This window comes from Kribbella sp. (genome assembly GCF_035687465.1).
Taxonomy (GTDB): domain Bacteria; phylum Actinomycetota; class Actinomycetes; order Propionibacteriales; family Kribbellaceae; genus Kribbella.
The window spans coordinates 1-2,275 of the sequence record NZ_DASRXP010000441.1; the positions used below are offsets into that span (position 1 = coordinate 1).

Below are 2,275 nucleotides of genomic sequence, written 5' to 3' on the forward strand. Positions count from 1 at the left end.
GGCGGTGGGAAACAGCGGGGTGACTTCGATGATTGAGGAGGAGAGGTCGCCGGTGCATGACGTGATCTCTTCTGGGGGCCGGCCGCTGGATGCTGGCGTTCGGGGGGAGATGGAGGGGCGGTTGGGGCATGACTTCTCGGATGTGCGGGTGCATGACGATGGGGCTGCGCATGAGTCGGCTAAGGCTGTTAATGCGCATGCGTACACGGTTGGTAGCAATGTGGTGTTCCAGCGGGATAAGTACGACCCGGGTTCGGATGCCGGCAAGGTGATGTTGGCGCATGAGTTGACGCATGTGGTGCAGCAGCGGAGTGGGCCGGTGGATGGGAGTTCCGCGCCGGGTGGGATCAAGGTGAGTGATCCGTCGGATCGGTTCGAGCGGGAAGCCTCTGCGAATGCCGAGCGGGCGATGGCGGTCCCGGCGCCTACGCCTACCACTGCGGCGGGGATTCAGCGGGACGTGGATGAATCGGCGGCGCCTGTGCAGCGGCACGCGGGCGACGAAGAGGATGTGCAGCGGGCGGAGGGGCCGGCTGAGGAGGAGAAGGAGGAAGAGGTGCAGGGGGCTTTCGTCCAGCGGGATGAAAAAGAGGCCCAGGAGGAAGAGCCGGTTCAGGGTGCGTTTGTGCAGCGGCATGAGGAAGAGGCTCAGGAAGGCGAGTCCTGAGGTAGCTGGACACGGGCGGTGCCAGCGGGTGCACTGGGTAGGTGCATGCCCGCATGAGGTCTGTGATCAGTACAGCGCGAAAGGCGCCGGGGCCTTTGGTGCGCGCTGCGGCCGGCGGCACGCAGTACGAGCGGGTGCTTGCGTTGCAGCAGACGGCGGGGAATCGGGCTGTGTCGATCGCGCTGCGTGGTGGAGCGGCGAACGTGAACTTGCACGGGGAGACCACCGGGGACTTCGACGGCGGCGAGAGTACGGTCAGTACGCCGACGGTGGCGCGGGCGAAGGGCTGTGACTGCGCCGACGAGGAGCCTTGTCTGCGGGGTACCGGCACGATCACGATCAAGTACAAGGTTGACGTCACCATCCGGATGCCCGATATGCCCGAAGGGCTCAGCAACTGCCAGCAAGGCAGGGTGACTGCGTTCCTGCGCAATGTGCTGGCCCCGCACGAGCAGGAGCATGCGCGGCGGTTCCGGGCGTACAACGGGACGACTGTCCGGCCCTACTCGATCACCGGCTGCGGGCGTGCCGGGCTGCAGTCCGAGCTGGAAACGCAGCTGGAGAAGATGCACAGCGACGAGGCGACGACCCGCGCCGACGCGGCCAAGAGTTCGTCGGCGGCGATCGACCCCTTCAACAAGCGCGTCGACCTCGACTGCGACTGACTGAGCAGCAGGGCAACGGTGGTTCCCCTTCGGGCAACGGGGAGTGCCCTGGTCTGCGTCCACTTGGTCGCCAGTGCGGGAAGTCGCGGCGGTCAGGCTGGTGCCAAATCCTGATCGAGGAGGGGCAGCATGCCGACGTACCTGTCACCGGGTGTGTATGTGGAGGAAGTCGAATCGGGCGCCCGCCCGCTCGAGGGTGTCGGTACGGCGGTGGCCGCGTTCGTGGGGCTCGCCGAGACCGGGCCCTTCAACCAGGCCACGCTGATCAGCAACTGGACCGCGTTCACGGACACGTTCGGTGGATTCGTGCCCGGGTCGTATCTGGCCCAGTCCGTGTACGGCTTCTTCCTGAACGGCGGCGGCAACTGCTACGTCGTACGGATCGGTGGCGGGGCTGACTCCAGCGACGGATCCGGTAAGGGCACCCGCGGACGCAAGGAGTTGCCGGCCGGTCCGCAGGCGATGCTCGGGCGGTTCCGCGCGGTGGCGATCGACGCGGCCCAGGCGCCGGGGGAGCTGAGCATCGAGATCACCGACGCCGGCGGGGAGAACCCGTCCGACGACATGTTCAAGATCGTGGTGAAGCAGAACGGCAACCAGGTCGAGGAATTCGACCGGCTCACTGTGTCCCGGGGCAAGACCAACGTCGCCACCGTGGTGAACGCGCAGTCCAAGCTGATCAAGATCGAGGAGATCACCGGGGCGGCCTTGGACAAGCCCGCTCACGGGGAGGTCGCGCTGGCTGCTCCGCCGCCGGCGCCCGCAGTACCGTCGCCGCGGTTGAGTGCCGAGGACTATGTCGGCGATGTCGCCGACCGGACCGGGTTCGGCGGGCTGGAGGCGGTCGACGAGATCACCATGCTCTGCGTGCCGGACCTGATGAGCGCGTACCAGCAGGGCGCGATCGACCTGGAGACCGTGCAAGCGGTCCAGTTGGCGATGC

At 66.9% G+C, this 2,275-nt stretch carries 2 protein-coding genes and 1 pseudogene; all 3 read left to right on the forward strand.

Annotation, left to right across the window (positions count from 1 at the left end; genetic code table 11):
• Positions 1-667, forward strand: a 667-nt coding sequence (locus tag VFG33_RS22800; protein WP_325054957.1) for an eCIS core domain-containing protein, incomplete at its 5' end; no start/stop codon positions are given.
• A 53-nt stretch (positions 668-720) separates the two neighbouring features.
• Positions 721-1,332, forward strand: a complete 612-nt coding sequence (locus VFG33_RS22805) for a hypothetical protein (protein ID WP_325054958.1) — start codon at positions 721-723, stop codon at positions 1,330-1,332.
• Between the two features lie 129 nt (positions 1,333-1,461).
• Positions 1,462-2,275, forward strand: a pseudogene (locus VFG33_RS22810) (phage tail sheath family protein); the annotation flags it as partial.

What these genes read in the sequence shown, in the direction of transcription:
- VFG33_RS22805 (WP_325054958.1), top strand. Translation starts at nt 721, where the DNA reads ATGAGGTCTGTGATCAGTACAGCGCGAAAGGCGCCGGGGCCTTTGGTG.